20 protein-coding genes are annotated in these 24,995 nt (G+C 69.1%); 15 read left to right on the top strand and 5 right to left on the bottom strand.

Features of this window, described 5'->3' with window-relative positions; translation table 11 throughout:
* The first annotated feature begins 23 nt into the window (after window positions 1–23).
* The 8 genes from IE307_RS30160 to IE307_RS30125 all read left to right on the top strand — a co-directional run bounded on the left by IE307_RS30160 (window position 24) and on the right by IE307_RS30125 (window position 12,083).
* Window positions 24–179: a hypothetical protein gene (locus IE307_RS30160; RefSeq protein WP_191302768.1), complete on the top strand. Its 156-nt coding sequence runs from the start codon at window positions 24–26 to the stop codon at window positions 177–179.
* A gap of 11 nt (window positions 180–190) precedes the next feature.
* Window positions 191–3,163: a helix-turn-helix transcriptional regulator gene (locus IE307_RS30155; RefSeq protein WP_191302767.1), complete on the top strand. Its 2,973-nt coding sequence runs from the start codon at window positions 191–193 to the stop codon at window positions 3,161–3,163.
* Window positions 3,164–3,282: 119 nt separating this feature from the next.
* Entirely contained in the window at window positions 3,283–4,035 is a 753-nt protein-coding gene (locus IE307_RS30150; protein WP_191302766.1) for an ABC transporter ATP-binding protein, read from the top strand.
* A 5-nt stretch (window positions 4,036–4,040) separates the two neighbouring features.
* Window positions 4,041–6,560: an ABC transporter permease gene (locus IE307_RS30145; protein WP_191302765.1), complete on the top strand. Its 2,520-nt coding sequence runs from the start codon at window positions 4,041–4,043 to the stop codon at window positions 6,558–6,560.
* A 1,033-nt stretch (window positions 6,561–7,593) separates the two neighbouring features.
* Window positions 7,594–8,856, top strand: coding sequence for an ABC transporter substrate-binding protein (locus IE307_RS30140; RefSeq protein WP_191302764.1), 1,263 nt, complete (start codon window positions 7,594–7,596; stop codon window positions 8,854–8,856).
* 74 nt (window positions 8,857–8,930) lie between these two features.
* Complete coding sequence (locus IE307_RS30135) at window positions 8,931–9,830, top strand: carbohydrate ABC transporter permease (protein ID WP_229905223.1); 900 nt, start codon at window positions 8,931–8,933, stop codon at window positions 9,828–9,830.
* 2 nt (window positions 9,831–9,832) lie between these two features.
* Window positions 9,833–10,657, top strand: coding sequence for a carbohydrate ABC transporter permease (locus tag IE307_RS30130; protein WP_191302763.1), 825 nt, complete (start codon window positions 9,833–9,835; stop codon window positions 10,655–10,657).
* 19 nt (window positions 10,658–10,676) lie between these two features.
* Entirely contained in the window at window positions 10,677–12,083 is a 1,407-nt protein-coding gene (locus IE307_RS30125; protein WP_191302762.1) for a GH1 family beta-glucosidase, read from the top strand.
* 77 nt (window positions 12,084–12,160) lie between these two features.
* Here IE307_RS30125 and IE307_RS30120 read toward each other — a convergent pair whose 3' ends face one another.
* Entirely contained in the window at window positions 12,161–13,360 is a 1,200-nt protein-coding gene (locus tag IE307_RS30120) for an esterase-like activity of phytase family protein (RefSeq protein ID WP_191302761.1), read from the bottom strand.
* 72 nt (window positions 13,361–13,432) lie between these two features.
* On the opposite strand from IE307_RS30120, the gene IE307_RS30115 reads away from it, so the two are divergent.
* The 3 genes from IE307_RS30115 to IE307_RS30105 all read left to right on the top strand — a co-directional run bounded on the left by IE307_RS30115 (window position 13,433) and on the right by IE307_RS30105 (window position 16,588).
* On the top strand, window positions 13,433–14,455 hold the full coding sequence (locus IE307_RS30115; protein WP_191302760.1) for a GNAT family N-acetyltransferase: 1,023 nt from the start codon (window positions 13,433–13,435) through the stop codon (window positions 14,453–14,455).
* A gap of 78 nt (window positions 14,456–14,533) precedes the next feature.
* Window positions 14,534–15,559, top strand: a complete 1,026-nt coding sequence (locus IE307_RS30110; protein WP_191302759.1) for a LacI family DNA-binding transcriptional regulator — start codon at window positions 14,534–14,536, stop codon at window positions 15,557–15,559.
* A gap of 786 nt (window positions 15,560–16,345) precedes the next feature.
* Complete coding sequence (locus IE307_RS30105) at window positions 16,346–16,588, top strand: hypothetical protein (RefSeq protein ID WP_191302758.1); 243 nt, start codon at window positions 16,346–16,348, stop codon at window positions 16,586–16,588.
* A gap of 119 nt (window positions 16,589–16,707) precedes the next feature.
* On the opposite strand, the gene IE307_RS30100 is transcribed toward IE307_RS30105, so the two are convergent.
* Window positions 16,708–17,058, bottom strand: a complete 351-nt coding sequence (locus tag IE307_RS30100) for a hypothetical protein (protein WP_191302757.1) — start codon at window positions 17,056–17,058, stop codon at window positions 16,708–16,710.
* Between the two features lie 60 nt (window positions 17,059–17,118).
* Between IE307_RS30100 and IE307_RS30095 the strand changes: the two genes are divergently transcribed.
* Both IE307_RS30095 and IE307_RS30090 read left to right on the top strand, forming a co-directional pair.
* Complete coding sequence (locus IE307_RS30095) at window positions 17,119–17,667, top strand: DM13 domain-containing protein (RefSeq protein ID WP_191302756.1); 549 nt, start codon at window positions 17,119–17,121, stop codon at window positions 17,665–17,667.
* Between the two features lie 216 nt (window positions 17,668–17,883).
* Window positions 17,884–18,834 (top strand): AraC family transcriptional regulator, encoded by a 951-nt coding sequence (locus IE307_RS30090; protein WP_191302755.1) that lies wholly within the window; start codon window positions 17,884–17,886, stop codon window positions 18,832–18,834.
* A gap of 3 nt (window positions 18,835–18,837) precedes the next feature.
* Here the strand turns inward: IE307_RS30090 and IE307_RS30085 are convergent, their stop codons facing one another.
* Genes IE307_RS30085 through IE307_RS30075 form a run of 3 tightly spaced genes read right to left on the bottom strand, consistent with a single transcriptional unit; the run spans window position 18,838 to window position 22,562 of the window.
* Window positions 18,838–20,868: a 3-hydroxyacyl-CoA dehydrogenase NAD-binding domain-containing protein gene (locus IE307_RS30085; protein ID WP_191302754.1), complete on the bottom strand. Its 2,031-nt coding sequence runs from the start codon at window positions 20,866–20,868 to the stop codon at window positions 18,838–18,840.
* A 1-nt stretch (window position 20,869) separates the two neighbouring features.
* On the bottom strand, window positions 20,870–22,072 hold the full coding sequence (locus IE307_RS30080) for an acetyl-CoA C-acetyltransferase (protein WP_191302753.1): 1,203 nt from the start codon (window positions 22,070–22,072) through the stop codon (window positions 20,870–20,872).
* Between the two features lie 55 nt (window positions 22,073–22,127).
* Window positions 22,128–22,562: a GNAT family N-acetyltransferase gene (locus tag IE307_RS30075; RefSeq protein ID WP_191302752.1), complete on the bottom strand. Its 435-nt coding sequence runs from the start codon at window positions 22,560–22,562 to the stop codon at window positions 22,128–22,130.
* A gap of 105 nt (window positions 22,563–22,667) precedes the next feature.
* Between IE307_RS30075 and IE307_RS30070 the strand changes: the two genes are divergently transcribed.
* Window positions 22,668–23,804 (top strand): acyl-CoA dehydrogenase family protein, encoded by a 1,137-nt coding sequence (locus tag IE307_RS30070; RefSeq protein ID WP_191302751.1) that lies wholly within the window; start codon window positions 22,668–22,670, stop codon window positions 23,802–23,804.
* A complete protein-coding gene (locus IE307_RS30065; protein WP_191302750.1) occupies window positions 23,801–24,940 on the top strand; it encodes a CaiB/BaiF CoA transferase family protein in 1,140 nt (379 codons plus the stop codon). Before IE307_RS30070 ends, IE307_RS30065 begins: the two co-directional genes overlap by 4 nt.
* Window positions 24,941–24,995: the final 55 nt, after the last annotated feature.

The following is a 24,995-nucleotide window of genomic DNA, read 5'->3' as shown; positions in this document are numbered from 1 at the left end:
GCCTCAGGACGACTCTGAGGTCCATGACCGAATGGACCCCTGAGGCGATCAAGGCGGAAATCGACTACCGGCGTGGCAACGCCGTGTGCAACTGGCGCCGGGCGAACCGCGACATGCCGTCGTGGATCAGCCGGGTGATGCACCGCACCTCGGGAAAACACAGCAGCACCAGCTCATGACGTGTGACAGCATGCCTCCTGTGGCGCGCCTCGGTTCCGGAATCCCGTTGGTCGCACGCGATCGGGAACTGGACCGGTTGCGTGCCGCATTGGCCCAGGCCGGGGAGGGCACCGCGGGGGCGGTGCTGCTCGCGGGAGACGCCGGTGTCGGCAAGACGCGGTTGATCGACGAGCTGGCCGCCAGTGCCGACGACACCCTCGTCCTCATGGGACGGTGTCTCGACGCCGGCGAGACCGGCCTGCCGTACCTGCCGTTCGCCGAGGCGCTCGGCACGTTGAAGAGCGACGTGGCGAACCGGCCCGCGCTCGCGATGTTGCTGCCGCAGCTGGCGTTGCCCGCCGAACGCGAGCCCGGCACCGAGGGCATGATCGCGCCGAGCCTGATCCCGGGACGCAGGCCCGAGCAGGACGTGGGACAGCTCCAGCTGTTCGACGCCGTGCTCGGGCTCCTCGGTGACCTCTCCGAACGGCAGCGCGTGCTGCTCGTCGTCGAGGACCTGCACTGGGCCGACGCGTCCACCCGGTACCTGCTGTCGTTCCTGTTGTCCCGCCTGCGTTCCCAGCGCCTGCTGGTCGTCGGCACCTACCGCGCGGACGACCTGCACCGCAGCCATCCGTTGCGCCCCTTGCTGTCCGAGCTGGTCCGGCTGCCCGCCGTCGACCGCCTGGACCTCACGCCGTTCAACGCCGCCGACGCCCGCCGGTTCGTCGAGGCGCTGTCCGACGACCTGCCGGCCGACGTCCTGCAGCAGGTCGCGGAACGCTCCGAGGGCAACGCCTTCTTCGCCGAGGAGCTCATCGCGGTGGCCACCTGCGACGACGCCAGGTCGTTGCCGTCCGCGCTCGCCGACGTGCTGCTGAGCCGGGTCGAGAGCCTCAGTCCCGAGGCGCAGCACGTCATCCGCGTCGCGTCGGTCCGGGGCCGCCGGGTGCGGCACTTCCGGTTGCACGAGGTCTCCGGCATGACGGACATCGCGTTCGACACGGCGTTGCGCGAGCTGGTCCAGCACCACCTCTTCGTCGTGCACGACGACGAGGTCTACGCCTTCCGCCACGCCCTGGTCCGCGAGGCCGTCTACGGCGACCTGCTGCCCGGCGAACGGGTGCGGCTGCACGCCGCCTACGCCCACCACCTGGCCCGGCACCTCGACGAACGCGGTGCCTCGGCGGCACTGGCCCACCACGCCTTCCAGAGCCACGACCTGCCGCAGGCGTTGAAGGCCTCGATCAACGCCTCCAAGGAGGCCGAACGCGCGGGCGCGCCCGCGGAGTCGTTGCGGTACCTGGAGAAGGCGCTCAACCTGTGGGACGCCGTCGCCGAGGCCGACCGTCCGTCCGATGTGGACGAGTCGGTGCTGCTCCGGCGCGCGTCCTGGGTCGCGGGCACGGCGGGCCAGCCGGAACGGGCCGTGGCGTTCGCCCGCAGCGCGACCAAGGCGATCAGGGCCGGGCAGACGCCGGAGGAGGCCGCCGAGATCTGGCTGCGCCTCTCGCAGGCGCTCTCGGTCCTCGACGGCAACGAGGAGGAGCACTTCCTGGTCCTCGGCAAGGCGTTCGCGCTCGTGCAGGACCGCGAGCCCAGCCCCACCCGCGCCCGTGCGTTCGCCGGCAAGGCCTCTTCCCTGCGCCAGCAACGCGAGGACGCCGCCGCACGCGAAGCCGCCGAGCTCGCGATCGCGGACGGTCAGACGGCGAACGCGCCGGGAGCGGTCGCGGACGGCCTGGGCACCCTGGCGATCCTCGACGACCACGCGAACCGGCCGGACGAGGCGAAGAACAGCTTCGAGCGCGCGATCGAGTGCGCACGCGAGGTCGGAGCGTTCAACAACGAGCTGAGGGCTTGGTACTACTACGGCCTGATGCACTACGACCGCGGTGAGCTGGCCGAGTCCGCGCGCGTCTTCAACCTGGCGGGGGACAGGGCCAAGGAGACCGGACTGACGTGGAGCACGTTCGGGCTGGAGATCCGCATCCTGCAGGTGCTGGTGCACTACTACGTCGGCGACTGGGACTACGCGGCGTGGGCCAGCGAACCGCCCGGCATGTCGGTGTCGTCGACGGTGCTGGCCCGGCTGGCGTCGGCGAGCACGCACCTCACGGTCTCGCGCGGTGACCTGGCCGAGTCCGAGCGGATGATCACGAAGCTGCGCAGCGACTGGCACCGCGACATCCAGATCGCGCTGATCACCGGCGGTACGGGCGCGGAGCTCGCGTTGTGGCGCGGCCGTCCGGAACTGGCGGTCGAGCGCGTCACGGACGCGCTGGAGTGGGCGCGCAAGCTCGGCGGGCCGTGGATGCTCGCGGGCATCAGGATCGGCGCGATCGGCATCGCGGCGCACGCCGAGATCGCCGCGAAGGCCCGCCGCAAGCGTGACGCCGAGGCCGAGAAGAACGCTGTCGCGGCAGGTCACGAGCTCGCCGAGCACGTGCGGCTGACCGCGCGCAACGGCAAGCCCCGTGCCGGCACCCTCGGCCCGGAGGGACGTGCCTGGCTGGCCCGCGCCAACGCCGAGGAGTCGCGGCTGCACGGTGCGGGAGACCCGGTCCTGTGGCAGGCGGCGGTCGACGAGTTCGGCTACGGGGTCGCGTACGAGCAGGCGCTGTGCCGGTGGCGGCTCGCGGAGGCGTTGCTGGGCGCGGACCGCCGCGACGAGGCCGCCGAGCAGCTCCGCCCGGCCGACGAGGTGGCGACGAACCTCAAGGCCGTTCCGCTGGCCGAGGCCGTCGCGTCGTGCGCCAAGAGGGCCCGCATCACCCTCAGGGCTGACGAACCGGTGCGCGAGCAGGTCGACCTCTTCACCCCGCGCGAACGCGACGTGCTCGGCCTGGTGGCCTCGGGACGGACGAACCGCGAGGTCGGCGAGGAGCTCTACATCAGCGAGAAGACCGTTTCCGTGCACCTTTCCCGCATCATGGCCAAGCTGGGGGCGTCGCGGCGCGCGGAGGCCGTGGCGATCGCGTACGACCGGGGTCTGCTCGAGTAGCCCCGGTTGTCATACCTCAGGCTGACGCGCAACGCGTCGCGGAGTTGATGTCCGCGCACTCAGGCTCCTCATAGCTTCTTCCTCAGCAAGGAACACCCCCTGTGAGGAAGGCAAGAGACATGTCAGCACTGGTGTCCGAGGTCGGGACCCGGACCGCCGCGGCGGCCCACAACCTGGTGAAGGTCTACGGCAAGGGTGACACCGCGGTGCGGGCGCTCGACGGCGTGAGCGTCGCCTTCCAGGCCGGCCGCTTCACCGCGATCATGGGCCCGTCCGGCTCCGGCAAGTCCACGCTGATGCACTGCCTCGCGGGACTGGACACGGTGGACGGCGGCGCGATCCACATCGGACAGACCGAGATCACCAAGCTGAACGACAAGGACCTGACCAAGCTGCGCCGCGACCGCGTCGGCTTCGTGTTCCAGGCCTTCAACCTCCTCCCGACGCTGACCGCCGAGCAGAACATCCTGCTGGGCCTGGAGCTCGCGGGCCGCAAGCCCGACAAGGAGTGGTTCGACACGATCGTCAACGTGCTGGGCCTGCGCGACCGCCTGACGCACCGCCCGACCGAGCTGTCCGGTGGCCAGCAGCAGCGCGTGGCCTGCGCCCGTGCGCTCGTCGCCCGTCCCGAGGTCATCTTCGCCGACGAGCCGACCGGCAACCTGGACTCCCGCAGCGGTGCCGAGGTCCTCGACTTCCTGCGCATGTCGGTCCGCAAGATGGGCCAGACCGTGATCATGGTGACGCACGACCCGGTGGCCGCGAGCTACGCGGACCGCGTGGTGCTGCTCGCCGACGGCCGGCTCGCGGGCGAGATCCACCAGCCCACCACCGAGTCCGTCGTCAACGCCCTCACGCACCTGGGGGCGTGAGCTAGATGCTGAAGACGATCCTCGCGGGCCTGCGCGCCCGCACGGCGAGGCTGGTGCTGTCCAGCATCGCCATCGCGCTCGGCGTCGCGTTCGTGACGGGCACGCTGGTGCTCGGCGACGCGGTCGGGGAGCAGACGAGGGACAACTTCGCCCGCAGCGCCCGCAACGTCGACGCGGCCGTGCACACGGGGGAGAACAGCCCCAACCGGGAGGACGGCATCCCCGCCGACTTCCTGCAGAAGATCCGCAACACCCCCGGCGTCGAGGGCGCGGACTCGCGCGAGTTCGGCAGCGCCGCGTTGCTCAGCGGGGAGGGCAAGGCGCGCAACGCCTTGGTGCAGCCGCTGCCGACGACGGAGAAGCTGCGCGACTTCAACCTCAAGGACGGCAAGTTCCCGGTCAAGGCCGACGAGGCCGCGATCGACGTCAAGACCGCGCAGATCGCCAAGCTCAAGGTCGGCGACAAGCTGAAGCTGCTCGACGAGGACAACGCGGAGCACGCGTTCACGATCGTCGGCACCTACCAGCAGGGCGCCAGCAGCATCTCGATGTCCGGCAGCGACCACGTCGTCGTCTCGCCGGAGGGCCTGCGCACGGTCATCCCGAAGCAGCGCGTCTACGAGATCGTCGCCGTCGCCAAGTCCGGTGTGACGCAGCAGCAGCTCGTCGCCGACATCACCAAGGCCATCGGCCCCGGTTACCAGGTGCAGACCGGTGAGGAGCTGACCCAGGCGACGCTCGCCCAGGTCGGTGACGCCGCCGGGGAGATCAAGACCTTTCTGCTCGCGTTCGCCGCGATCTCGCTCGTCGTCGCGGGCATGGTCATCTACAACACCTTCACGATCCTCGTCGCCCAGCGCACGAAGGAGCTCGCGCTGCTGCGCTGCGTCGGCGCGAACCGCTCGCAGGTGTTCCGCAGCGTGCTCGCCGAAGCGCTCTTCATGGGTCTCGCGGCGTCCGTGCTCGGCCTCCTGGGAGGAATCGGCGTCTCGGCCGGCCTGCAGGCGTTCATCAGCACGGTCGGCGGCCCCAGCGGCGGTGACGACAACCCGATCCGCCTGCCGATCTCGTGGGTGACGATCGCCGCCGGCTTCGGCGTCGGCGTGGTCGTGACGGTGCTGTCGGCCGTGCTGCCGGCCCGCCGCGCCACCAGGGTCGCCCCCGTGGCCGCCCTGCGTTCGCAGCCGGACAGCAGCGACGACGTCGCCCGCACCGGCAAGCTCCGCGTCATCGTCGCCACGCTCATCGCACTGGCCGGCGGCGCCGCCGTCTACTTCGGACTCCAGCAGGAGAAGGAAGAGCCGGCCATGTTCATCACCGGCGCCGGCGTGATGGTGCTGCTGCTCGCCGTGCTGTTCCTCGGCCCGCTCTACGTGCCGCTGGTGAACCGCCTGTTCGGCAAGGCCCTGCGCGGCGTCCCGGCGAAGCTGGCCTCGGCCAACGCGGGCCGCAACCCCAAGCGCACGGCCGCGACGACGGCGGCGCTGATGATCGGCGTGACCATCGTCGCCATGGTGGCGGTGGTGGCCGGAAGCGGCCGCGCGACCATGAACGAACAGGTCGACAAGCGCTTCCCCTCCGACTACGCGATCAAGTCGAACGTCTACAGCCAGCCGCTGTCGCAGAAGTTCACCGACGACCTCGCGAACGTCCGCAACGTCGCGCAGATCGCCCCCGAACTCAGGGTCTTCGGCGAGTCGCCCAAGCTCGAGTACGCCGACGTCACCGGCTACCCGGCCGAGGCACTGGGCTCCCTGGTGCGCCCCGACGCGGCCGCCGGCACGCTCACCGGTCTCAAGGACGGCGAGATCGCCATGCGCGAGAAGGAGGCCACGGTCGCGGGAGCCACCATCGGCTCCACCGTCCCGATCAGCGGCAAGGACCTCAAGGTCGTCGCCCTGATCAAGGACAACACCTACGGCACCGGCATCGTGACGCTCAAGACCGCAGAGTCCCTGCTCAAGGAACCCGTCAAGGGCTACCAGAACATCCTGGTCAAGCTCGCCCCCGGCACGGACATCACGGCGGCACGCGCCGACCTGGAACGGTTCATCGCGACCTCTCCGGTGGCCGTCCTGGACTCCGCGGCCGAGACCAAGGCGGAGCTGAACGCCCAGATCGACCAGATCCTGCTCTTCATCTGGGCCCTGGTCGGCCTGGCCCTGATCATCGCCCTGTTCGGCATCGCGAACACGCTGACCCTCTCCGTCCTGGAACGGACCCGCGAGTCCGCCCTCCTGCGGGCCCTCGGCCTCACCAGGGGCCAACTCCGGCAGATGCTGGTCGTCGAATCGATCCTGATGGCCCTCATCGGCGCCGTGGTCGGCGTCCTGCTCGGCGCGGGATTCGGCTGGCTGCTGGTCGAAGCGATCTCCAACTCGGAGTTCCAGATCAGCTTCTCGATCCCGTTCGGACAGATCGGCATCATGCTCGGCCTGGCCGTCATCGCGGCGATCATCGCCGCCGCTCTACCCGCCCGCCGCGCGGCCAGGAACTCCGTGGTCGCGGGCATGGCGGAGGCCTAGTACACCCCGCCCGGCCTCGCTGTCGGGGGCCACGGCCGGGCGGGTTCGGGAGTGCGGGAAACAGGGGCCCGCACGACCGGGGGATCGGTGGAGGTCCGGTGCCGTCAGGGCACCGGGCCTCTGCTGTTCCAGGTGGACGAACGGCCGCACTTGTCCGCTGGAAGCCGCGGCAGCCACGGCGAGCCGATCCCGCTGGTACCGGTGCTGGCCACCGCAAGGCGACCACCCCGCTGGAACCGGCGCCTGCCATCGCAGCGGCACCCGCGCGGTGCCAACCGCCGCCCGGCGACGTAAAGCAACCTCGGACGAAACCTGGCGTGGCGATGCGAAGCGAGCCGTCCGAACTCTTACGACTGGGTAGCGGTGCACCCCGCTCATGGCGATTGGGGCTTGACCTTGAGTGGCGGGGTGCTACCCCTCATCGGGCACGGCCGGGCGCTTTTCAGCCCGGCTTTTCCGGCCGTCTCAGCGCCCCGCCGGAGGCTCAAGGTCAAGCCCCAATCGCCAGCCTTTGATTCGTCCCGACCCGCGCGCCCGTCCTCGCAAGGCGACCGACCTCATGGGACGCGACCAACCCCGCTGGAACAGGAGCGGTCGCATGCAAGCCGACCCGACGAACGCCCCCGCCAGCCACAGCAAACCGCCCCAACCCACCCCACAGGCCCCCGCAACCCGGCCCCACCAGTTCCATGTTCACCAACATGAACAACCACCCCGCCAGCCCCCGAAACCCACCCCGACACCGGCCCCCGAGAAAAATCTTGACCGGCACGCGTCACTTTTCCCCCGCAACCCCCTCTACCAGGGGTGAGGGACGACCGGAGCGAGGGCCCGGTCGTCCCTCTTCGTCGTCCCGGGGCACCCGACCACCGCCCGAACGGACACGTTCGGCTCTCAGGTGAAGGTTTTTGTTGCCCCTCTCCACAAAGTTACGGAACGATGTCGACCGCTTGACACCCGCGCGTCTCCGGTTGAGTGTGAGAGCGCTCTCATCACAGTTAAGCGCCGCTCACGGCGTCGTCGAGGAGGACGGATGAGCAGAAGGCTGGTCGGCAGCGCCGCTGCGACCCTCGCTATGGTCATGGTCGCCGGTTGCGGCGGGGGTTCACAGGCTGACGGCAAGATCGAGCTGTCGCTGGGCCTCTTCTCCGACTTCGGGTACGACAAGCTCATCGAGGAATACCAGGCCTCGCACTCGAACATCAAGATCGAGCAGCGCAAGGTCAAGATGGAGCAGCACAACACGCAGCTCGCGACTCAGCTCGCGGGTGGCCGTGGTGCCGCGGACATCGTTGCACTCGAGGAAGGCGTGGTCAGTCAGTTCCGCGCCTCCAAGGACAAGTTCGTCAACCTGGCGGAGTACGGGGCCAAGGACCTGAAGGACCAGTGGGCCGGGTGGAAGTGGAACCAGGGCACCGCCGACGGCGGTGAGTTCGTGCTGGGGCTGGGCACGGACATGGGCAGCCTGGGTCTCTGCTACCGCGCGGACCTGTTCGCGGCGGCGGGTCTGCCGACGGACAGGGCCGAGGTCGCGAAGTTGTGGCCGACGTGGGCCGACTACGCGAAGGCCGCGGACACGTTCACGGCCAAGACGCCGAACGTGAAGTTCGTCGACACGGCCCGCAACGTGTACAAGGCCATCCTCGACCAGACCGAGGAGGGCTACTTCGCGAAGGACGACTCGTACATCGCGGAGAAGAACGACAAGGTCAAGACGGCGTTCGACCAGGCGGCGGCGCTCGGCACCAAGCAGCAGACCGGTGCCCTCGAGCCGTTCAGCCAGGACTGGAACGTCGCGCTGAAGCAGGGTTCGTTCGCCACGACCACGTGCCCGGCCTGGGCGCTCGCGCTGATCAAGGCGGGTGCCGGCGACGCGGCTGCCGGGAAGTGGGACGTGACGACGGCGCCCGGCGGTGGCGGCAACTGGGGCGGTTCGTTCCTGGCCGTCCCGAAGCAGGGCAAGCACCCGAAGGAGGCCTACGAGCTCGCCAAGTGGCTCACGGCCCCCGAGCAGCAGAAGCGGATCTTCAAGGAGACGGGCAACCTGCCGTCGCAGCCGAAGGTCTACCAGGACGCCGAGGTGCAGGCGACCGTCAACGAGTACTTCAACAAGGCTCCGGTGGGCCAGATCTTCGCGACCTCCGCGGAGTCGCTGAAGCCGACCTACCGCGGCACGAAGGACTCGAAGGTCGGACCGGTGTTCGGCACCGCGCTGACCCGTGTGGAGCAGGGCAAGCAGTCCGCTGCTGAGGCGTGGACGCAGGCCCTGAAGGAAGCGACGGACGCCGCCAAGTGACGGTGACTCGTCCAGAGACCGAGGCGGCCCCGGCCGTCTCGGTTTCGCCTTCCAAGGAGCCGAAGCGCTTCCGGCTGAGCAACTGGGACGCCAAGTACACGCCGTACCTGATCATCGCGCCGTTCTTCGTGGTGTTCGGGATCTTCGGGCTCTACCCGCTGATCTACACGGCGTGGGTGTCGCTGCACGACTGGCAGCTGATCGACGGCGACCAGGGGTTCATCGGTCTCGACAACTACGTCAAGTTGTTCGGTGACGCCAACTTCTGGAACGCGCTGTTCAACACGCTGAGCCTGTTCGTGCTCTCGACCGTGCCGCAGCTGCTGGCCGCGCTCGGTCTCGCCGCGCTGCTGGACCGCGGTCTGCGCGGCAGCGCGTTCTGGCGCGCCGGTGTGCTGCTGCCCAACGTCATCTCGGTCGCCGCGGTGGCGCTGGTGTTCGCGCAGTTCTTCGGCCGCGACTTCGGCATCGTGAACTTCCTGCTCGGCTTCGTCGGCATCGACCCGATCGACTGGCGCGCCGAGACCTGGGCCTCGCACCTCGCCGTGTCGACGATGGTCATGTGGCGCTGGACCGGCTACAACGCGCTGCTGTACCTCGCGGCCATGCAGTCGGTGCCCAAGGACATGTACGAGTCGGCCACTTTGGACGGTGCCGGTCGCTGGCGCATGTTCTGGTCGATCACCGTGCCGTCCATCCGGCCGACGATCCTGTTCACCGTCGTCACCTCGACGATCGGTGGCCTGCAGCTGTTCGCCGAGCCTGCGCTGTTCGACCCGGCCTTCGCCACGAGCAACTCGACCGGCGGCTCGGACCGGCAGTTCCAGACGCTGGTGCTCTACATGTACGAGAAGGGCTTCCGGTTGTTCGACGCCGGCTACGCGGCCACCGTCGCGTGGATGCTGTTCCTGGTCGTCCTCGTGGTCGCGGTCATCAACTTCACGCTGACACGGCGCATCGCGGGCAAGGGGTGATCATGAAGAACGCCAAGACAGGTCCACTGCTCTACGGGTTCCTGGTCGCCGTGCTCGCGGCCTCGATCTTCCCGCTGTACTACTCGTTCATCGTCGCGTCGAAGGACAACTCGGTCCTCGGCGAGAAGGTCCCGCCGCTGGTTCCCGGCGGCAACCTGGTCGAGAACATCACCCGCGTCTTCGACACCGTCGACTTCTGGCTCGCCATGCAGAACTCGTTCATCGTGGCGTCGAGCGTGGCGATCTCCAACGTCGTGCTGGGCACGCTGGCCGGGTTCGCGTTCGCGCGGCTGCGGTTCAAGGGCCGCGACTCGCTGTTCCTCGTCGTGCTCGGCACCGCGATGGTCCCGACGCAGCTTGGCGTGATCCCGCTGTACATGCTGATGTCGGACCTCGACTGGTACGGCACGCTGCAGGCGGTCATCGTGCCGGTGCTGATCGGGTCATTCGCGGTGTTCTGGATGCGCCAGGCGTGCGAGGAGACCGTGCCGTTCGAGCTGATCGAGGCCGCGCGCGTCGACGGCTGCTCGGTGCTGCGGACGTTCTGGCACGTCGGGTTCCCGGCGGTGCGGCCCCAGGCCGCCGTGCTGGGCATGTTCACGTTCATGACCGCGTGGAACGACTTCTTCTGGCCGTTGATCGTGCTGGACCCCAACGACAGCCCGACGGTGCAGGTCGCCCTGTCGACGCTGGCCAGCGGGTACTACACCGACTACTCGCTGATGCTCGCCGGCGCCTCCATCGCGGTGCTGCCGGTCATCGCGCTCTTCGTCCTGCTGTCGCGCCAGATCGTCGGCGGGATCATGCAGGGCGCCGTCAAGGGATAGAACACGAGGATGTGACTGCATGACGACCGACTCGGACGTCGAGGTCGGGCAGGAGGTGCTGACCTTCCCACCGGACTTCCTGTGGGGGGCGGCCACCGCGGCGTTCCAGATCGAAGGCTCGACCACTGTGGACGGTCGTGGACCCTCGATCTGGGACACGTTCGCCGCGACGCCCGGCAAGGTGCTGGCCGGCGACACGGGTGACCCGGCCTGCGACCACTACCGGCTGTACCGGTCCGACGTGGACCTGATGGAGTCGCTGGGACTGGCCTCGTACCGGTTCTCCGTCGCGTGGCCCAGGATCCAGCCGAGCGGCAGCGGCAAGGTCGAGGAACGCGGGCTCGCGTTCTACGACCGGCTGGTGGACTCGTTGCTGGAGAAGAACATCCAGCCGCTCGCCACGCTCTACCACTGGGACCTGCCGCAGGTCCTGGAGGACTTCGGCGGCTGGCGCAACCGCGACACCGCCTACCGCTTCGCCGAGTACGCGGCCATCGTGCACGAACGCCTCGGCGACCGCGTGCAGGCCTGGACCACGCTGAACGAACCGTGGGTCTCGGCGTTCCTGGGCTACGGCAACGGGATCCACGCGCCGGGCATCACCGACGCGGTGGCGTCCCTGGAAGCGGCGCACCACCTGCTGCTGGCGCACGGACTGGCCACGCAGGCGTTGCGCGCGCAGGCGCCGGAGTCGCACCGGCTCTCGATCGTGCTGAACTTCAGCACGATCTGGGGCGACGACGCGGAGGCGGTCCGCAAGGTCGACGGCCTGCAGAACCGCATCCTGCTCGACCCGGTCCTCGGCAAGGGCTACCCGCTCGACGTCCTGCAGGACACGACGTGGCTGGGCGACTGGACGAACGTGGTCCGCGACGGGGACATGGAGACCATCGCGACCCCGATCGACTGGATCGGCGTGAACTACTACAACCCGACCCGCGTCGCGCCCGCGGACCCCGACTTCGTGCCCCTCGGGCCGCACGCGGGACTGCGCGGCGTCTCGATCGAGCCGCCGCAGGGCGAGCTGACCGGGTTCGGGTGGGAGCAGAACGCCGACGCGTTCACGGAGCTGCTCGTCCGGTTGTCGCGGGACGCCGGCGGGGTGCCGCTGGTGGTCACGGAGAACGGGTCGGCGTTCCCGGACGTCGTGGACCCCTCGGGTCGCGTGCACGACGTCAAGCGGACGAAGTACCTGGTGGACCACGTTCGCGCGGTGCACAGGGCGATCTCCGAGGGCGCCGACATCCGCGGTTACCTGGCGTGGTCGCTGCTCGACAACTTCGAGTGGGCGGCCGGGTACTCCCAGCGGTTCGGGATCGTGCACGTCGACTTCGAGACGCAGCGGCGAACGGTGAAGGAGAGCGCGGCCACGTTGTCCCGGATCATCGGGCGCAACGGGCTTCCCGCGCACGGTTACACCGTTTAGCCCTCAGTCGGGCCGAGGGGGCCTCAGCGCTCTCACCTGCGGATACAGCTGTGCCGCAGGTGAGAGCGCTCTCTTGTCTAGCGCCTGCGCAGGACCCGCGGGTCGGCGTGCAGACCCTCCGCCAGCCTGATGGTGATGAACTCGTTGTTGTCCGGCTTGCCCGGCGTGCGGCCCGACGACGACGGGAAGTTGTTGTCGTTGAGCACCGCGATCGTGCGGTCGTCGAGGATCGTGACGTCCTCGATCGTCGTGAACGGGAAGCGGAACGGGTCGGCCTGGCCACCGACGTGCTTCGGGTTGGCCAGGTTCAGAAGGTCGGCGACGAGCGTCTTGTCGAGCTTGCCGTCGGAGTTCCTGTCGCGCTTGTCGGCCAGGTACACGCGCTTGACCTTGGCGTCGGCGCCCTGAGCACCGTCGCGCTCGATGATCAGCAGGCGGTTCGCGTCGACCGCGATGGCGTCGCCGATCGCGAAGCCCGGGTCTTCCAGCTGGTAGCGCCAGGTCTTGCCGGTGTAGCGGTGCGACGCGATGTCGAACTCGTTGAGGCGCAGCGTGCCCGGCTCGTCACCGGCGACGGTGCCCTCCAGCAGCGCGTTGAGCGTCTTGCCGTCGGGGGAGAGCGTGATGCCCTCGAACCCCTTGCTGCCGCCGATGGTGGGGTTGCCCTCGGGGTTCTCGGGAGCCCGCACGCCGGCCAGCGGGACCGGCGCGGCGAGGAGGCGCCCGGCCCGGTCGAAGTGCAGCAGGTACGGGCCGAACTCGTCGCCCATCCAGTAGGTGCCGTCGGAGCCGCGGGTGAACGACTCGACGTCGAGGTCGGCGCCCGTGAGCACGCGGTCGGCGCGGGTGAGCGGGGTCTTGATGTGGCCGTTCGGGTCGGTCAGGGTGATGCCGCCGAGCACGTCGACCTGGTTGCTCCTGAAGTCCGGCGCGATGCGGTGGACGCGCAGGTTGAAGTCGGCGCTGTTGGCCTTCGTGCCGTAGCCGTTGTCCGACAGCACGTCGTAGGTGCCGTCGCTGTTGCGCAGGACGCCGCTGAAACCCTGGACGGGCTGGTCGGCGAACGGCGGCGTGACACCGTTGACGGGGGCGGTGCCGAGAGCGGACCCGCTCGGCTCGCTGCCGGGGACGTAGGTCTCGGCGGGCAGAGAGGCGAAGTTCGTGAGCGTCGCCTGCCTCGGCGCTCCGTGACGGGCCGTCTCGGGGGCGGCGGCGGTCGGGGTGGCCAGCGCGGCGACGCTGAGCAGGGTGAGGCCTGCGGCCAGAGTTCTCCTCATTCCGCGACCCTATGAGCATCGTTTTACGCGTGGTTCGTCTCGCGGCAACAAGTTCCATGAACTCTTGACGTCATGACGACGACCTGGCGCTTGCGCTTCGAACTCAGCGACAGCCCCGGCGCGCTCGCCCGCGTCACCGTCCGGCTGGCCGCCGCCGACTGCAACGTCCTCGCGCTGCACGTGATGCCCGTGCCCGGTGGGGTGCTGGACGAGATCGTCGTGCGGGCCGGCGAGGGCGTGCTCCCGGCGGACCTCGTCGACGCCGTGCGGACCGAAGGCGGTAAGCGCGTCGGCATCACCCTCGCCGACATGAGGGACCTGGTGGACGAACCGACGGCCGCGCTGCGGGCGGCCAGGACCGCGATGGCCGATCCGTCGCGGACCGGTGAGGCGCTGCGGCGAGTGCTGGCCGCGGACTCGGTGACCGCGGGGGAGGCCGCGGACGGTCAGGTCCAGTTGGGAGAGTGGGTGGCCCGGCGCGGCTGGGCCAGGTTCACCGAGGTGGAACTCACGCGGGCGCAGGCCTTGCTCGACCTCCTGGAGGCACCCGCGCCGACGCTGCGCGCCGCGCTCCTCGAGGACGGCGCGGCCCTGGTCCTGCGGCCCGGCTCCCCGTCCGACGAGGACGCCGTCGCCGACCTGCACTCGCGCTGTTCGATGAGGACGTTGTTCAACCGCTACCACTCCGGCATGCGCACCCTGCCCCGCCGCTGGGTGCACCGCCTGCTCGCCCCGCCGCGCGGCACCGCCGTGCTCGCGCAGGCGGGGGACAAGGTCGTGGCCCTCGGACAACTCATCCACACCGCGACACCGGAGTGCGCCGAGGTCTCGTTGTTGGTCGAGGACGCCTGGCAACGCCGTGGCGTGGGCGCGACCCTGCTGGGCGCACTGGCCGCGGACGCCCGTGCCGCCGGCTTCACGGAGCTCGTCGCGTGGTGCCTGCCCTCGGAGTCCGCGTTGGTGCGCACCGCGGCCCGCGCCGGCCTTCAGGCCACGACACGCCGAGAGGACGGCCTGCTCCGCGTTTCGATCACGCCTGGCACGTGTGCTGTGAAGACGCCGAGTGCAGCGGCCATAGCCGAAAAAACACGATGAACAGCGCGGAAACCCTCCTCGGAGATCGCTTGGGGCTAAGCTGCTTAGCGACTCAAAGGTTTTCATCGAGGAGTGGTGGTGCTCGTGTCCAACCACGCGCGTCCGACGTTGGAAGACGTTGCCGCGAGGGCAGGGGTTTCCCGCGCCACAGCGTCACGAGTGCTGAACGCGTCACCGCGCGTGAGCCCGGAAGCGCTGGAAGCGGTCAACGCGGCCGTGACAGCGCTGGGCTACCAGCCGAACCGCGCAGCACGGGCGTTGGTCACCCGCCGCACCGGCGCCGTGGCCGTGCTCTTCTCCGAGCCGGAACCCAAGATCTTCGATGACCCGCACTTCGCGCGCCTGATCCGTGCGGGCGCCCGCGCTCTCGCGGACGTCGACGTGCAGATGGTGCTCATGCTCGTGCACTCGCCCGACGACCAGGCACGCGCACACCGGTTCCTGGCCGGCGGCCACGTGGACGGTGCCCTGGTGTTCGCGCCGCACCGCAACGACGAGCTGGTCTCGATCGTGAAGAAGCTGCCGCTGCCGGTCGTGTACGCCGGTAAGCCGTGGGGGTCGTTGCGGGGCATGCACCTCGTGGACAACGACAACGAGGGCGGCGCCGTCCTCGCGACCGAACTGCTGAAGTCGCTCGGGCGCAAGAAGATCGTTCACGTTTCCGGGCCGTTGGACGAGTTGTCCGCCATCGACCGGTTGAACGGGTTCAAGTCCGCCCTGTCGTTGGACGACAAGGGAGTGGCCCGGTTGGTCGAGGACGGTGGGTTCACCCGGGAGGGTGGGCGGAAGGCCATGTCCTCGTTGCTGGCTCGGGTGCCTGGGCTTGATGCCGTGTTCGTTGCTTCGGATCTGATGGCTGCTGGGGCTCTTGAGACGTTGCAGGAGGCTGGGAAGAGGGTGCCGCAGGATGTCGCTGTGGTCGGGTTTGATGATCATGTGGCGATTGCTGAGCACACTTCGCCGCCGTTGACTTCGGTTCGGCAGGATTCTGATGAGCAGGTTGCTCACATGGTCGAGCATTTGATGCGGTTGCTTCGGGATGAGACTGTGAAGCGGAAGCAGCAGATGTTGCCGACTGTGTTGGTGCGGCGCGAGTCTGCGTAGCGTTGGTTGCCTTCGGCGTTGTCGCGCCGGTTTCGTGGGGCGTCCCCCGGTTGCGTTGGCGGGTGCCGGTTTGTAGTTCGTAGGTGGTCGCCTTGCGGGCGTTGGCTGGCGGTTGAGTGCGTTGTCTGAGGGCTCCGCCCTCAGGCTCCCGACACTCCCAAAGGAGCCGTTCCACGCCGCTCGCAAGCTGATGGCACGCCTGTTGCTTTGGGCGGCTTGCTGTTGCGTAGGTGGTTGCGTCTGCGGTGGTGGCTCCCCCGTCCAGCGCTCGCGAGGCAGCCACACTCGAGAGGGGGTGTCAAACGGACGAAGAGCGTGTCCGTTTGACACCCCCTCTCGAGCGCGGCAACGGCATCGGAGCGCTAGACGGGGGAGCCACCACCGCCAGGTTCGTGTGCTCAGGACTGCTCGGCTTCGCCATCGGACTGCTCGGCTTCGCCATCGGACTGCTCGGCTTCGCCATCGCTGGGGTGGGCTTGCCCTCGGGGTCGTGCGCTGGTGGGTGCCCTTGCCGCTGCTCTTGATTCACTCGCCGGGACTGTCGGACCTCGTGGCTAGCCTGGGTCGCGGGGGAGCCGAAATCGCGGGGTACCTCTGCGTGAGCCTGCGCGCGTGAGCTAGTTGCCCAGGTTCTTGCAGGTGGGGGGTGGCAGCGGGTTCAGGGGGCTGCACGGCCAACCCGACGAGGACGGCGGTGGCGTCGTCGTTTGTGCCGGCGTTGACGGGGGCTGTTGTTCCTGGTTCGTCGCCGCTGGGGGTGGGGTGGTCTTCTTCGGGCTTTGCTGCGTGCTCTGGGGGGTGCTGCTCGAGCTGGGGGGTGTGCTGCTGTTGTCCTGCGTCGAGCTCTCCGTCGAGCTCGGCTGGGTGGTGCTCGTGGTGGACGTGATCGGGGTGGCCGGTGGTCTGCTCAGCGGGTCTTCGCCTGCTGCTCCGTGGAATGCCATGCCTACCAGCACGCCGAGCAACGCTGACCCGAGCACAGCGGAACCACCTGCGGCCCACAGTGCGCGCACAGCGGTCCTCCTCTAGATGCTCACGGTGTGAAGTCGGACGATCACTCCCGGCACAGTACCGGGTGGGCCGGTTGCGGAGAACGTTCGTCTGGATGCCTTATCGGCTCCCCGGTGGCCCCGGTTGAGTGGTTGCCGTCACTGAACTGTGATCCGGGCGAGCACCAGACTGGCCCCGGAAAGGCCTGCCACCAGCACGGTTCCGGTCAGATGCCACGTCGGAGCGTCACCCGAGCAGGTGAACACCTCGGTGAAGCGTTCCGTGGAGCAGGTGACGAAAGGGACCGAGGAGAGGGCGATGGAGGCGGCTGCCACGCCGCCCAGCAGGGCTGAGCCGAACGTGCGCATGAGGGGGAACGCGGCGTTGGCGGTGCCCACCGCTGCGATGGCGAAGAGGAGGGGGACGGGTCTGGGGAAGAGTCCTGTCAGCGCGCAGCCGACCATCAGGACGCCGAGCACGGCCTGGCCGATCCTCGCCTGTGTCGCCACGGCGGCACCCTAACAACTCCGTAAGCTCTTTTCGGTCCGGTTTGGGCCAGTATTTTCGGTATGCGCAGTCGCCGTTTCCTGATTCCCGTCTCAGTTTTCCTGGTCGTCGCGCTCGGAGTGGGGTTGTACCTGTTCCAGCCGTGGCGGCTGCTCACGGTTCGCGAAACGCGGGACGCGTTGCTGGTGCCTCCCGCGCCGATCTCCACGACCGCTCCCGCGGCTGCTTCGGCCTCCGCAGAGGCGAGTGCCGAGGCGTCTGCCGAAACGCCGCAGGAGGTCGCGGTGGGGCAGTGGCGTTCGCTCGAGCACGCGACCACGGGCAAGGCGAGCCTCATCTCGTTGCCGGGTGGCGGGCATTCGGTCCAGTTCGCTTCGCTGGAGACCAGCGATGGGCCTGACCTGTACGTTTACCTGTCCCCGCACGCGTCGAGTTCGCCGGAGAAAACGTTTGGCGAGGGATTCACCAGCCTCGGCAAGTTGAAGGGGAACCGAGGGGACCAGGTGTACGAAATTCCCGCGGGGGTGGACGTGTCCACCATTCGAAGTGTGGTGATCTGGTGCAAGAGGTTCAGCGCCGGCTTCGCCGTAGCGCCACTGGAACAAGCCTGAAACATGCGCGCCCGAGTGCTCTATTCGCACTATTGACTTTCCTGGTCTAGACCACATAGCGTTAACGTGAACGAACACCACGACGTCCCTTGCCGATGGGCGTGCGGAAGCCCCGTTGGCGAGGAGTACGGCTCACTGGGTGGGCCCACTGCGGCGGTGACGCGGCTCCAACTCTCCCCGGAGCCGCGCCACCGCCGGTGGCGTTTACTGTGGTTCGTGCACACCAGGACAGTGGCGATCCACTACGTGCGTGCGGCGCTCCGCGCGTGCCCGGAGCCGTCTGCGGTGCTGCACGGTGCCGGCATTCCCCCGAGCCTTCTCGCGGACGACCGTGCGCGCGTCACGCCCGCTCAGTACACGAAGTTCATCCAGACTCTCTGGGAAGTCCTCGACGACGAGTTCATGGGCTTCGGGCCGCGGCCGTCGAAGCGCGGCACGTTCGCCATGATGTGCCTGCTCGCCGTGCACTGCCCGGACCTCGATGCGGCCCTCAAGCGCGGTCTCGCCTTCTACGCGCTCTTCGACGAGCCGCTGGAGTTGTCACTGGACGGCGGCCGCTTCACGTTGCACATCCCCGGCGACCCCGACCACTTCCTGACCGAGTCGCTCCTCGTGCTGTGGCACCGCTTCTCGTCGTGGCTCATCGGTCGCCGCATCCCCTTGCAGAGCGCGGAGTTCGGCTACCCGGAACCGGCGCACGCCGCCGAGTACCACCTGATCTTCGGGTGCCCGCTGCGGTTCGGCGCGCCTGCCACGGCGATCACGTTCGACCCGAAGTTCCTGCACATGCCGGTCGTGCAGGACGAGGCGGCGCTGCGGCGGTTCCTGCGGCACTCGCCGGCGGACCTGTTGTCGCGCCGGGACCACGGCGCGGACACGGCGGGGCACGTGCGGCGGCTGCTCGGGCGCGGGGTGACGGGGCTGGAGGCCGTGGCGGCGCAGCTGGGGGTCTCGGCGCCCACGTTGCGACGGAGGCTGGCGGCCGAGGGGACGTCGTTCCGCGAGGTGCGCGAGCAGCTGCTGCGCGACCAGGCGGTGGCCTCGCTGGTGCGGGGCGGGGAGTCGGTGGAGGAGTTGGCGCTGCGCCTCGGGTTCTCCGAGGCGAGCGCCTTCCACCGGGCCTTCAAGCGGTGGACCGGATCTTCACCCGGCTCTTACCGCGCCTAGGACCTAGAACTTGTCGCGCTCCCGCAGCGATGCCGGGGGACGGAACCGCTCCCCGTACGTGTCGGCGAGGTAGTCCGCGCGCTCCACGAACGCCTGCACGCCGTAGGAGTTGATGAACTGCAGCGTGCCGCCGCTCCACGGCGCGAAGCCGAACCCGAAGATCGAGCCGATGTTCGCGTCCGCCACGGACGTCAGCACGCCCTCGTCCAGGCACCGCACGGTCTCCAGCGACTGCACGAACAGCAGCCGGTCGCGCACGTCCTGCTCGGACACGCCCGCGTCGGCCTTCGCGTACCGGGTGGTGAGCTCGGGCCACAGGAACTTCTTCGACCCGTCCGAGGGGTACTCGTAGAAGCCCGCGCCGGTCGACTTCCCGCTGCGGCCCAACGACACCAGCTCGCGGATCAGGTCGTACGCCGGGCTTTCCGACACGAGCGACGGGTCGTCGGCGAGCGTCTGGTCGTGGATCTTCAGCTGCAGCGACAGCGTCACCTCGTCCGACACCGCCAGCGGGCCGACGGCCATGCCGGACTTCTTGGCGACGTTCTCGATCAACGCCGGTGCCACGCCCTCGGCCAGCATCGTGATCGCCTCGATCACGTACGTGCCGAACGTCCGCGAGGTGTAAAAGCCGCGCGAGTCGTTGACCACGATCGGCGTCTTCCCGATCTGCCGCACGTAGTCCAGCGCGCGCTGGAGGGTCTCCTCGGAGGTCTTCTCGCCGCGGATGATCTCCACGAGCCGCATCTTCGGCACGGGCGAGAAGAAGTGCAGGCCGATGAACCGCTCCGGCGCCGTCACCGCGGAGGCGAGGCCGGTGATCGGCAGCGTCGAGGTGTTGGACGCGATCACGGCGTCTCCCAACGCCTTCGCTTCGGCAGCGGGCAGCACCTTGTTCTTGAGCTCGCGGTTCTCGAAGACGGCCTCGATGATCAGGTCGCAGCCCGCGAGGTCGTCGTCGGAGTCGGTCGGGGTGATGCCCTCCAGGCCCTGAGCGCCCTTCTGGGCGCCTTCGAGGCTGACGTCCTTCAGGACGACCTCGATGCCCGCCTTCGCGGACACCTCGGCGATTCCGGCGCCCATCATGCCCGCGCCCAGCACGCCCAGCTTGGTCACGCGCTTGCCCGTGGCGGACGCGCGGCCGTTGACCTCGTTGAGGTTGAACCAGAACGCCGTGATCATGTTCTTGGAGACCTGACCGGAGGCCAGTTCCACGAAGTAGCGGCCCTCGATCTTCAACGCCGTGTCGAAGTCGACGTAGGCGCCCTCGACCGCCGTCGCCATGATCTTCTCCGGCGCCGGGTAGGTGCCGTGCGACTTCTTGCTCAGCACGGCGGGAGCGGCGGCGAGGAGGCCGTAGCTGTTGGGGTCGCCGAACTTGAGGTCCGGCACGCCCGCGCCCTGCACGTCCCACGGCTGCGACGGCGCCGGGTTCGCCTTGATCCACGCGAGGGCCTCGGAGATCAGCTCCTCGCGCGTCTCCACGATCTGGTGCACGATTCCGGCCTGCAGCGCGCGTTCCGGCCGCAGCTGCTTGCCCTCCATGAGCAACGGCAACGCCTTCTGCACGCCGAGCAGCCGCACCATGCGCGTGACGCCGCCACCGCCGGGCAGCAGGCCCAGCGTCGCCTCGGGCAGACCGACGCGGATCTTGTTGTCGTTCAGCACGATCCGGCGGTGCGCGGCGAGTGCGATCTCGAAGCCGCCACCCAACGCGGTCCCGTTGATCGCCGCCACGACCGGCTTGCCGAGCTTCTCCAGGCGCCGCAGCTGCGACTTGAGCTCCTCGACGCCTTCCAGCGCCTGCGAGGCGTTCTCCGGCGTGATCGCGATGAGCACGTTCAGGTCGCCGCCGGCGAAGAACGTCTTCTTGCCGGACGTGATGATCACGCCGGTGATCTCGTCGCCCTCGAGCTTCGAGACGGCGTCGCCCATCAGCTCGCGGTACTCGTCGTTCATGACGTTGGCGGAGCCGGACATGTCCATCGTCAGGGTGACGACGCCGTCTGAGTCCTTGTCGTAGTGGAAAGGCATCTCAGACCCTCTCGATGATCGTCGCGATACCCATGCCGCCGCCCACGCACAGCGTGGCGAGGCCCCGGCGCAGGTCCCGGCGCTCCAGCTCGTCCAGGAGCGTGCCCAGGATCATGCAGCCGGTGGCGCCGAGCGGGTGGCCCAGCGCGATCGCGCCGCCGTTGACGTTGACCTTGTCCTCGGGGACGTCCATGTCCCGCAGGAACTTCAGCACGACCGACGAGAACGCCTCGTTGACCTCGAACAGGTCGATGTCCTCGACCGAGAGGCCCGCCTTGTCCAGCGCCTTGCGCGCGGACGGCGCCGGCCCGGTCAGCATGATCGTCGGCTCGGTGCCCACGACCGCGACGGACACGATGCGGGCGCGCGCGGTCAGGCCGAGGGCCTTGCCGGCGGCCGCCGAACCGATCAGCATCGCCGCGGAGCCGTCGACGATCTGCGACGAGTTGCCCGGCGTGTGCACGTGGCTGATGCGCTCGACGGTGGGGTAGCGGTCGATCGCGACGGTGTCGTAGCCGAGGTCGCCGTGGAACTGGAAGCTCGGCTTGAGCCTGCCCAGGGACTCCACGGTGGACTCGGGACGGATCGTCTCGTCCTCCTTGAGCACCACCGTGCCGTTCTGGTCCACGACCGGCACGACGGACCGCTCGAACCAGCCGTTCTTCTGCGCCTCGAACGCGCGGGCGTGCGACCGGGCGGCCCACTCGTCGACGTCCGTGCGGGAGAAGCCCTCGAGCGTCGCGATCAGGTCGGCCGAGACGCCCTGCGGCACGAACGACAGGTCGAAGTTGGTGGCGGGGTCGATCGCCCACGCACCACCGTCGGACCCCATCGGCACGCGCGACATCGATTCGACGCCACCCGCCACCACGAGGTCCTCGAACCCGGACGCGACCTTGGCCGCGGCGAGGTTCACCGACTCGAGCCCGGACGCGCAGAACCTGTTGAGCTGCACGCCGGCGGGACGCTGGTCCCACCCCGCGGCCAGCACCGCCGTGCGGGCGATGTCGCCGCCCTGCTCGCCGAGCGGGGAGACCACGCCGAACACGACGTCGTCCACCGCGGAGGTGTCGAGGGAGTTGCGTTCGGACAGCGCGCGCAGCACACCGGCGGCCAGATCCACGGGCTTGACGCTGTGCAGCGACCCGCGCTTCCCCTTGCCGCGCGGCGTGCGCACCGCGTCGAAGATCAAGGCTTCGCTCATGACACCACGCTAGGCCCGCGTGCGGGAGCTGGCCATGACCGCGAAGGGTGACCGATTAGCTCACCGCGAGCTGGAGGTACTCGGGATCCTCCGTGTCGACGAACCCGAGCCTCTTGTAGAGCCTGCGAGCAGGCAGGTTGTCCACCCACACGCGCAGCCGGACGACCTTCCAGCCCTCCTGCACCGCCCACGCCAGAACGGCCTTGAGCAGCCCTTCCCCGAGCCCGCGGCCGCGGTGGGAGGGCCGCACCCACATCGAGTAGAGGTAGAGCCCCTCGGGCTTCGCGGTGGCCGCGACCAAGGCGACGGGGTCGTCGTCGAGCGCGACGACCTTCAGGCCCTCCGCGGCGCGCTCGCGCCACTCGGCCTCGTCGAACTCCTGCTCGACGGCCAGCGTCGACCCGAACTCCTCGGGGTCGCTGGACAGCGCCTCCAGGCGGATGTCGCGCCACAGCCGCCACTCGTCCGGCGCGACCTGATGGATCTCCATACCGGCCAGTCTGTACGACGGGGTGGGAATTTCGCTCAGTTTTTCCGGGTCGGAGTGGCGCGGCGGTCATGGCGTGGATCACCGCCCGGTGGTTTCGTGGACCGCATGGCAGAGCGTCGATCGCGGTGGATGGACAGCGACCTGGACCAGTTGCGGCAGCTCGCGCGCACGTTCTTCGAGAAGGAGGTCACGCCGAACGCCGAACGCTTCGCGGAGCAGAAGCAGGTCGACCGCGAACTCTGGCGCAAGGCCGGTGAGCTCGGACTGCTGTGCCTGAGCATCCCCGAGGAGTACGGCGGGGGCGGCGGCACGTTCGCGCACGAGGCCGTGTTGCTCGAGGAGCAGGCACGGGCAGGCGACAGCGCGTGGGGCAACAGCGTCCACAGCGGCATCGTCGCCCACTACCTCAACTCCTACGGCACGGAGGAGCAGAAGCAGCGCTGGCTGCCCAAGCTCGCCTCCGGCGAGTACGTCGGCGCGATCGCGATGACCGAACCGGGCGCGGGCTCCGACCTCCAGGGCATCCGCACGAAGGCCATCAAGGACGGCGACGAGTACGTCATCAACGGCTCGAAGACGTTCATCACCAACGGCGTGCACGCCGACCTGGTGATCGTCGTGGCCAAGACCGACCCGGCGCAGGGCGCCACCGGCATCTCGCTGCTCGTCGTGGAGAACGACATCCGGCGCGGCCGCGTGCTCGACAAGGTCGGCATGAAGGGGCAGGACACCGCCGAGCTGTTCTTCGACGACGTCCGCGTGCCCGCCGCGAACCTGCTGGGCGGGCAGGAGGGCCTCGGGTTCGTCCAGCTCATGCAGCAGCTGCCGCAGGAACGCCTGATCATCGGCGTCTGCTGCATCGCGGGCATCGAAGCGGCCGTCGACCTCACGTTGTCGTACGTGAAGGACCGCAAGGCGTTCGGCAAGGAGCTGATCAAGTTCCAGAACACCCGGTTCAAGCTCGCCGAGTGCGCCACCGAGGCTGCTGTGACCAGGGCGTTCATCGACGAGTGCATTGAGAAGCACCTGAAGGGCGAGCTCGACGTGCCGACCGCCGCCATGGCGAAGTGGTGGGCCAGCGACCGGCTGAGCAAGGTCGTCGACGAGTGCGTGCAGCTCTTCGGCGGCTACGGCTACATGAACGAGTACCCGATCGCACGTGCCTGGTCAGACGCCCGCGTGCAGCGGATCTACGGCGGCACGAACGAGATCATGAAGGAAATCATCGCGAGGTCCCTGTGAGCACCCCTTCTGGGAGCGGGCCCCTGGCGGGACTTCGCGTCGTCGAGCTCGCGGGCCTCGCGCCCGCGCCGTTCGCGTGCATGGTGCTGGCCGACCTGGGCGCGGACGTGGTCCAGGTGCACAAGCCGGGGAGCGTGCAGACCATCCCCGGCGACTTCCTCGGCCGCAACCGTCGCTCGATCGCGATCGACACCCGCAAGCCGGAGGGTGCCGAACTGGTGCTGCGGCTCGTCGAACGCTCCGACGTGCTCGTCGAGGGCTTCCGGCCGGGCGTCACCGAACGGCTGGGCATCGGGCCGGCGCAGTGCCTCGCCCGCAACCCGCGCCTCATCTACGGGCGGATGACCGGCTGGGGTCAGGACGGGCCGCTGTCCGACCGCGCCGGGCACGACATCAACTACATCGCCGTCGCGGGCGCGCTGGAGCCACTGGGACGCGCCGGCGGGCCGCCGTCGTTCCCGATCAACCTGCTCGGCGACTTCGGCGGGGGAGGGCTGCTGCTGGCCCTCGGTGTGCTCGCCGCGCTGTACGAACGGGAACGCTCCGGACGTGGCCAGGTGGTCGACGCGGCCATGGTCGACGGGGCCGCGTTGCTGACGACGTTCCTGCACGGGATGCGCTCGGCGGGCATGTGGCAGGGCGGCCGCGGCGAGAACATGCTCGACGGCGGAGTGCCGTTCTACGACGTCTACGAGGCCGCGGACGGGCAGTACGTGGCCGTCGGCGCGCTGGAGGAGAAGTTCTACGCCGACCTGGTCCGCGTGCTGGGGCTGCAGGACGCGCCCTCGCGCAACGACCCGGCGAACTGGCCCGAGCTGCGGGAACGCATCGCGGCGGCGGTGAAGACGCGGACGCGGGACGAGTGGGCCGGCCTCGCGCTGGACACGGACGCGTGCCTGGCGCCGGTGCTCACCCCGGCCGAGGCGGCGCGTCATCCGTACAACGCGGCCCGCGACTCGTTCGTGGACGTCGCCGGGGCGCTGCACCCCGCGCCGGCCCCGCGGTTCGACCGCACTCCCGCGGCGGTTCCGACGCCGCCGGTCCCGGTCGGGACGAACACCGGGGAAGTGCTTGCCGACATGGGTGTGGCGGACGACCGCATTGTGGAACTGCGGCGGTCTGGAGTAATTGGATGAATGTTCGGGTGCGCATTAATTGCGCCACGAAGGCGTGACGGTGCGTGATGGGACA

This window comes from Lentzea cavernae (genome assembly GCF_014653695.1).
GTDB classification, from domain to species: Bacteria; Actinomycetota; Actinomycetes; order Mycobacteriales; family Pseudonocardiaceae; genus Lentzea; species Lentzea cavernae.
Note: the sequence above shows the minus strand (reverse complement) of the source record. Positions and strands in the feature narration are given on the sequence as shown.

What these genes read in the sequence shown, in the direction of transcription:
- IE307_RS30160 (WP_191302768.1), top strand. Translation starts at nt 24, where the DNA reads ATGACCGAATGGACCCCTGAGGCGATCAAGGCGGAAATCGACTACCGG.
- IE307_RS30155 (WP_191302767.1), top strand. Translation starts at nt 191, where the DNA reads ATGCCTCCTGTGGCGCGCCTCGGTTCCGGAATCCCGTTGGTCGCACGC.
- IE307_RS30150 (WP_191302766.1), top strand. Translation starts at nt 3,283, where the DNA reads ATGTCAGCACTGGTGTCCGAGGTCGGGACCCGGACCGCCGCGGCGGCC.
- IE307_RS30145 (WP_191302765.1), top strand. Translation starts at nt 4,041, where the DNA reads ATGCTGAAGACGATCCTCGCGGGCCTGCGCGCCCGCACGGCGAGGCTG.
- IE307_RS30140 (WP_191302764.1), top strand. Translation starts at nt 7,594, where the DNA reads ATGAGCAGAAGGCTGGTCGGCAGCGCCGCTGCGACCCTCGCTATGGTC.
- IE307_RS30130 (WP_191302763.1), top strand. Translation starts at nt 9,833, where the DNA reads ATGAAGAACGCCAAGACAGGTCCACTGCTCTACGGGTTCCTGGTCGCC.
- IE307_RS30125 (WP_191302762.1), top strand. Translation starts at nt 10,677, where the DNA reads ATGACGACCGACTCGGACGTCGAGGTCGGGCAGGAGGTGCTGACCTTC.
- IE307_RS30120 (WP_191302761.1), bottom strand. Translation starts at nt 13,360, where the DNA reads ATGAGGAGAACTCTGGCCGCAGGCCTCACCCTGCTCAGCGTCGCCGCG.
- IE307_RS30115 (WP_191302760.1), top strand. Translation starts at nt 13,433, where the DNA reads ATGACGACGACCTGGCGCTTGCGCTTCGAACTCAGCGACAGCCCCGGC.
- IE307_RS30095 (WP_191302756.1), top strand. Translation starts at nt 17,119, where the DNA reads ATGCGCAGTCGCCGTTTCCTGATTCCCGTCTCAGTTTTCCTGGTCGTC.
- IE307_RS30085 (WP_191302754.1), bottom strand. Translation starts at nt 20,868, where the DNA reads ATGCCTTTCCACTACGACAAGGACTCAGACGGCGTCGTCACCCTGACG.
- IE307_RS30080 (WP_191302753.1), bottom strand. Translation starts at nt 22,072, where the DNA reads ATGAGCGAAGCCTTGATCTTCGACGCGGTGCGCACGCCGCGCGGCAAG.
- IE307_RS30075 (WP_191302752.1), bottom strand. Translation starts at nt 22,562, where the DNA reads ATGGAGATCCATCAGGTCGCGCCGGACGAGTGGCGGCTGTGGCGCGAC.
- IE307_RS30070 (WP_191302751.1), top strand. Translation starts at nt 22,668, where the DNA reads ATGGCAGAGCGTCGATCGCGGTGGATGGACAGCGACCTGGACCAGTTG.